This is a genomic window from Saccharomonospora iraqiensis subsp. paurometabolica YIM 90007 (assembly GCF_000231035.2).
Classification (GTDB): domain Bacteria; phylum Actinomycetota; class Actinomycetes; order Mycobacteriales; family Pseudonocardiaceae; genus Saccharomonospora; species Saccharomonospora paurometabolica.
The window spans coordinates 173,820-179,853 of the sequence record NZ_KI912247.1 but is presented as its reverse complement, the minus strand read 5'-3'; the positions used below and the strand labels follow the sequence as shown (position 1 = coordinate 179,853).

Here is a 6,034-nt window from a genome sequence, read left to right as displayed (position 1 = left end):
CGCGCCCGCCGCCACACGCCCCGAACGACGAACGGCGCCCCCGGTGGAGCACCGGGGGCGCCGTCGTGTCGTCGCGGGTGGCCCGTCAGGGCCGCCCGCCCGGACGCGTCAGGAGGTGGACGGTGCCTCGCCCGTCCGCCTCGCGGTCCCGCTCGTCGACGTGCCGGCTTCGCCGTTCGGCTCCACCAGCCCCTCGTCGATGAGGCTGTGCGTGACGTGCTCGGTGAGCTCCTCCCGCTGCATCCGCCGCTGGATCCGCAGCGCGGTCCGGCGTTCGTTGCGGAAGTCGCGGATGATCGACACGCACATCAACAGCATGACCACGCTGAACGGCAGTGCGATGAGGATCGACATCGTCTGCAACGCGCTCAGGCCGCCCGCCAGCAGCAGGGCGATGGCGACCAGACCCTCCAGCGTCGCCCAGAACACGCGGCTCCAGGTCGGCGGGTTGGGGTCACCACCGGAGGCGAGCATGTCCACCACCAGCGAACCGGAGTCCGACGAGGTGATGAAGAACGTCGCGATCAGGATGACGGCACCGATCGCCATCGCGGTCCCGCCGGGCAGCCCCTCGAGCATCCCGAACAGGGACCCTTCCTGACTGACCTCGCCGTCGACGATCAGCCCACCCTGGCCGAAGAGCTCGCGGTAGAGCGCGGTACCGCCGAAGACGCTGAACCAGAGCATCGTGACCGCGGTCGGCACCAGCAGCACACCGGCGACGAACTCACGCACCGTGCGCCCGCGCGAGATCCGCGCGATGAACACACCCACGAACGGGGCCCAGGCGATCCACCAGCCCCAGTAGTAGGTGGTCCAGTAGGCCTGCCAGTCGGTGCCGGTCTCCACCTCGAACGCGGTGGTGTTGAAGCTCATCTGCAGCAGGTTCTGGAAGTACGCACCGATCGACTGCACCAGATCCCGGAAGATGAACAGGGTCGGGCCGAGGATCAGCACCAGGAGCAGCAGTACGGCGGCCAGGCTGATGTTGAAGTTGGACAGGTAGCGGATGCCCTTCTTCAACCCGGTGACCACCGACACGATCGCCGCGAGGGTGATCGCACCGATCAGGACCACGTAGGTGAGGTTGCCGGGGTCGGACACGATGTCCAGGAAGTCCAGCCCGGCCGCGATCTGCATGACACCCAGGCCCAGCGACGTCGCGACACCGAACAGGGTGCCGACGACCGCCGCGATGTCGATGATGTCACCGATCCAGCCCTTCACGCGCCGGCCGATCAGCGACTCCACCGCGTAGCGGATGCTGACCGGGCGCTTCTTGCGGTGGATCGCGTAGGCGATGGCCAGGCCGACGACGACGTAGATGGCCCACGGGTGCAGGCCCCAGTGCAGGAACGTCTGCACGAGGGACTCCTGCGCCCCCGCCTCGTCCTGGGTGATGCCGGTCGCCCGGTTCGGGACGCCCGCGTAGTGGCTCAGCGGCTCGGCCACGCCCCAGAAGACCAGGCCGATCCCCATGCCCGCTGCGAACAGCATGGAGAACCACGACAGGAGTCCGAACTCGGCCTCCTCTTCGTCCGGTCCGAGCTTGATGTCGCCGTAGTGGCTCAGTCCCACCCAGATGGCGAACGCCACGAACAGCGACACGATCAGCATGTAGTACCAGCTGAACTTGCCCACGACCTCAGACTGGAGCGCGCTGATAGCCGACTCCATCGCGCCCGGCGCGATGACCGTCGCGACCACGAACACCAGGATGATGGCCGCGGCGGGCCAGAAGACCTTCGGCGCGACCGACGATGTTCGTCGCGGACCGGGTGGCGTCGCGGCCTCCGTTTCCGACGTCTCCGTCACGAGGCTTGCCTCCTTCATCGGATTTCGGGTCCGTAGAACCCTAGTACGTATCGGGATCGATCAGGACGAAACGTTATGAGACTGCCTCCTGAATCACGGCGACCGCGCCGTCGTCCCTCCTTCGGTACGGACGTGACCAGCGCTTTCGGCGTCCAATGTACCGTGCCACGGTGGCCCGATTCGTCAGTGACCGGCGGAACCCGACACCGCGCGCACAACCTGTCACGGTGCGCGATAATCTCGAGCGCACGGCGTTGGTCGCGGAACTGGTTCTGGTCTTTTCCATAACCCTCGGTTTATCCGCCGTACGCAGTGCGTTATCGCTTTTGGAAGCGTTGCTGCGCCCGGAACCGCTCACCGACCAGAGCACGGCCATCAACGTGCCCCAGGCCACGATCGGCGCGATCGACCTGCTGAAGCAGCTGCTCGGGGTGATCCAGCTCGTCGGGTGGGGTGCGCTCGGGCTGTATCTGCTCTGGCGGGGCGGGGTGCGGCCCGCGCTCGTCGGGCTGGACCGGCGCCGCCCCGGCCGGGACTGGTGGTGGGGCCTGGTGCTGACAGCATGCATCGGGATACCCGGATTGGCGTTCTATCTCGCCGCCTGGCAACTCGGGTTCAACCTCGCGGTGCAACCGTCCACCCTGACGGAGGCGTGGTGGCGGCCGATCGTGCTCACGCTCTCCGCGTTCGGCAACTCGTTCGCCGAGGAGGTCCTGGTCGTCGGGTACCTCCTCACGCGCCTGCGCCAGCTCGGGGTCGGGGAGAACACGTCCCTGCTCGTCTCCTCGGTGTTGCGCGGGGCCTACCACCTGTACCAGGGCCTCGGGGGCTTCGTGGGCAACCTGGTCATGGGACTGGTCTTCGGCCGGGTGTGGCAACGCACCAACCGGCTGTGGCCGCTCGTGATCGCGCACACCCTGCTCGACGTGGTGGCGTTCGTCGGATACGCGCTGCTGCGTGACCATCTGACGTGGCTGCCGTGACCGGCCGGCGCGCCGAGTTGCACCCGTATCGAACAGGTGTTCTAATCGGTGGCGTCGGGGCGGCGCGGACGCCACGAGCCGCGGGGAGCACGAGCGAGCACAGGAGGGGACGATGGCCTGCAAGATCACGCACCGGGTGAACGCCCAGGAGATCCGGTTCGCCAACCGGGACGCCGCCGAACGCTATGCCGAGATCATGGGGGGCGGCGTCCACAACTGGCTGTTCACGACCGTCACCACGACCGAAGCCCCGCCGGTGGTCACCACAACCCCGCCGGTGGTCACCACGGAACCGGCGCCCGCCCCTCGGACGCCGTCGCGGTGATCCCGCGCCCCGGGCGCGGACGCAACGATCCCCGTCCGGGAGGGCACCTTCGTTGTGCCCGGACACGGCGTGCCGGAGCAGGCGCGGCCCCGGCACGCCGTGTCGTTTCGTCGCCGCCGCCGCGGCGCCGGATTCACTAATCTCACCCGCGTGACTGGTACGACATCGCAGAACACGCTGGACGCCGCCACCGCCGACCCGTCCGAACTCCCGCCGCCCCGGGTGGAGAGCGAGGTCGGGCGACTGGACGCGGTGCTGCTGCACCGTCCGGGCGACGAACTCCGACGACTCACCCCGCGCAACAACGACCAGCTGCTGTTCGACTCGATCCCCTGGGTCGCCCGCGCCCAGCAGGAGCACGACGCCTTCGCCGAGGTGCTGCGCGGTCGCGGGGTCGACGTCCTGCTGCTGACCGACCTCCTGCGGCATGCACTGGCCGACTCCCGCGCCCGTGCGGCCGGGGTCCACGCGGCCGTGGACGACCGGCGGCTGGGCGGCGACCTCGCCGACGCGCTGCGGTCGTTCCTGTCCACCGCGGAACCGGACACCCTGGCCGAGGTGCTGACGTCCGGACTGACGTTCGAGGAACTGCCCGCCGCCGAGGGCGGTTCGCTCGTCCGGCGGATGCATCACCCGCACGACTTCGCCGTCGACCCGCTGCCGAACCTGTTGTTCACCCGCGACTCCTCGGTGTGGATCGCGGACCGGGTCGCCGTGTCGTCCCTGGCGATGCCCGCCAGGCGGCGCGAGACCGCCCTGCTCGACATCGTGTACGCCTACCACCCCCGGTTCCGGGGCGCGGTGCGCGCCTACGGTGCGCACTCCGCGCCCGTCGAGGGGGGTGACGTGCTGTCCCTGGCGCCCGGGGTACTCGCCGTCGGGGTCGGGGAACGCACCACCCCCGCGGGGGCGGAGTCGCTGGCCCGCTCGGTGTTCGCCGACGATCTCGTGCACACCGTGCTGGTGGTGCCCATCGCGCAGGACCGCGCCACGATGCACCTGGACACCGTGTGCACGATGGTCGGCCCGGACTCGGTGGTGATGTACCCACCGGCCGGGGAGTCGCTGGTCGCCTACACCGTGCGTCCCGACGACCGCGGCGGTCCCGGGGACGGCGGACTGCGGGTCGAGGGGCCCGCGCCGTTCCTCACCGCCGCCGCGGAGGCGATGGGTATCGACCGGCTCCACGTGATCGACACCGGACTGGACCCGGTGACCGCCGAACGCGAACAGTGGGACGACGGGAACAACACCCTCGCCCTGCGGCCGGGTGTCGTGATCGGCTACGAACGCAACGTGGAGACCAACGCCCGGTTGGAGGACGCGGGCATCGAGGTCGTGCGTATCGAGGGCTCGGAGCTCGGCTCCGGGCGGGGCGGTCCGCGCTGCATGTCCTGTCCGATCAGCCGCGCCCCGGTGCCGAATTGATCGGCGCATTCGCCCGTTGAGGTTTGCCTCACCGAAATGACACTTCTTAGGGTCACCTCGGTAAGGGTGGACTAAATTAGCCAAACCTTGGCTCGCAATTGTATCCGAATGCGATCGAGATCACCGTTCCCGATTGGATCATCGAGCTCACGGCGCGTACGATGAAGATATGAACACCACGAAGAAGCAACCGCGTTCCAAGTTCTACGAATTGCTCCAGGCGCAGATCCACAACGAGTTCCACGCCGCGCAGCAGTACCTCGCGCTCGCCGTGTGGTTCGACAACGAGGACCTGCCGCAGCTGGCGAAGCACTTCTACCGCCAGTCGCTGGAGGAGCGCAACCACGCGCTCGCGATGGTGCAGTACATGGGCGACACGGAACACCCCGTGGAGATCCCGGGCATTTCCGAGGTGCGTAACGACTTCTCCGAGGTACGCGAACTCGTGGCCCTCGCGCTGGAGCAGGAGAAGGAGGTCTCGGCGCAGATCACCGAACTCGCGCGGACCGCGCGGGACGAGGGTGATCTCATCGCCGAACAGTTCACGCAGTGGTTCCTCAAGGAGCAGGTCGAGGAGGTCTCCCAGATGTCGACGCTGCTCACCGTCGTGGACCGTGCGAACGGCGACCTGGCCCAGGTCGAGCAGTTCCTCTACCGCGAGGGCGTCGGCGAGGAGAACGACCCCACGATGCCCCCGGTCGCCGGCGGCGCGCTGTGAGCGGGCCCCGTCCGGCCCGTCCGTCCGCCGCACCGTGGTGGGCCCGGCGTCCCGCGTCCGGCGCGGGAGCGGGGCCCGCCACGGTGTCGCTCAGCAGTCCGACCGGTGCGCGGTGAGCCGCATCCCGATCACCGTCTCGTCCCGGACGGCGAAGTGGAACGCTCCCACCGACCGGTCGACGATGTACTCCTTCTCCGGGAGCGGTTCCTCGCTGCCCCATTCGTTCTCGTGCGGCGTACGCGTATAGCGTCCGTCCGGGAACGCTGTCCGCATCCGCTTCTCCCACGCACCGACGCCGACGTCGTTGTGGGTGTGCGCCCCGGTCACCTCGAAGCTCACCACGCCGTGTTCGGCGGAGATCGTCACCAGCCCGACCGCGTCGCGCCCCTCGGCGAGCGGGTAGGTGGCGCACCGCTCGGGCGGAGCCGTCCCGTCGGTGACCCGCAGCATGTCCGTCGCCACCGCCTGCCGGTAGGGCATCCCGAGTGCGAGGGCGCGGTAACCGTCGTCCCGGATGCGCGGGAGCGGCCCCCGGACCTGCCCGCCCTGTTCCGGCGGCAGGCCGGTCCCGGTGAATCCCCCGGAGGCCGCCGCACTCGGCGGAGCGGCGGACTCCCGGTGCTGCCGGGGCGTGGCCGGGGCCTGCTCGTCGGGCGGAGGTAGCGCCGTCGACCCGGCGGTCGAGGTCTCCTCGGACGGGACCGGGGGGTGCGGCGAACTGCGCCTCGGTCGGGCCGTCCGGCATCCCGCCCCGCAACACCAGCA

General features: G+C 69.4%; 6 protein-coding genes. 4 read left to right on the top strand and 2 right to left on the bottom strand.

What is annotated here, in order from left to right; translation table 11 throughout:
• Positions 1-108: 108 nt before the first annotated feature.
• The gene (locus SACPADRAFT_RS0215130; protein WP_007026118.1) at positions 109-1,815 is read right to left on the bottom strand and encodes a BCCT family transporter; all 1,707 of its coding nucleotides are present in this window, start codon (positions 1,813-1,815) and stop codon (positions 109-111) included.
• 155 nt (positions 1,816-1,970) lie between these two features.
• Here SACPADRAFT_RS0215130 and SACPADRAFT_RS0215125 point away from each other — a divergent pair, with 155 nt between their 5' ends.
• The 4 genes from SACPADRAFT_RS0215125 to SACPADRAFT_RS0215110 all read left to right on the top strand — a co-directional run bounded on the left by SACPADRAFT_RS0215125 (position 1,971) and on the right by SACPADRAFT_RS0215110 (position 5,269).
• Positions 1,971-2,798 (top strand): CPBP family intramembrane glutamic endopeptidase, encoded by an 828-nt coding sequence (locus SACPADRAFT_RS0215125; RefSeq protein WP_007026119.1) that lies wholly within the window; start codon positions 1,971-1,973, stop codon positions 2,796-2,798.
• 112 nt (positions 2,799-2,910) lie between these two features.
• Positions 2,911-3,123, top strand: a complete 213-nt coding sequence (locus SACPADRAFT_RS0215120) for a hypothetical protein (protein WP_007026120.1) — start codon at positions 2,911-2,913, stop codon at positions 3,121-3,123.
• 177 nt (positions 3,124-3,300) lie between these two features.
• Complete coding sequence (locus tag SACPADRAFT_RS0215115; RefSeq protein ID WP_051442482.1) at positions 3,301-4,551, top strand: arginine deiminase; 1,251 nt, start codon at positions 3,301-3,303, stop codon at positions 4,549-4,551.
• Positions 4,552-4,720: 169 nt separating this feature from the next.
• Positions 4,721-5,269 carry a ferritin gene (locus tag SACPADRAFT_RS0215110; RefSeq protein ID WP_007026122.1) on the top strand — a complete coding sequence of 183 codons (549 nt, stop codon included), beginning with the start codon at positions 4,721-4,723 and terminating at the stop codon, positions 5,267-5,269.
• A 90-nt stretch (positions 5,270-5,359) separates the two neighbouring features.
• On the opposite strand, the gene SACPADRAFT_RS34025 is transcribed toward SACPADRAFT_RS0215110, so the two are convergent.
• Positions 5,360-6,034: hypothetical protein (locus tag SACPADRAFT_RS34025; RefSeq protein ID WP_233357190.1), on the bottom strand; the 675-nt coding region annotated here is incomplete at its 5' end.

Coding starts and splice junctions, on each gene's coding strand:
- SACPADRAFT_RS0215110 (WP_007026122.1), top strand. CDS start 4,721: ATGAACACCACGAAGAAGCAACCGCGTTCCAAGTTCTACGAATTGCTC.
- SACPADRAFT_RS0215120 (WP_007026120.1), top strand. CDS start 2,911: ATGGCCTGCAAGATCACGCACCGGGTGAACGCCCAGGAGATCCGGTTC.
- SACPADRAFT_RS0215125 (WP_007026119.1), top strand. CDS start 1,971: ATGTACCGTGCCACGGTGGCCCGATTCGTCAGTGACCGGCGGAACCCG.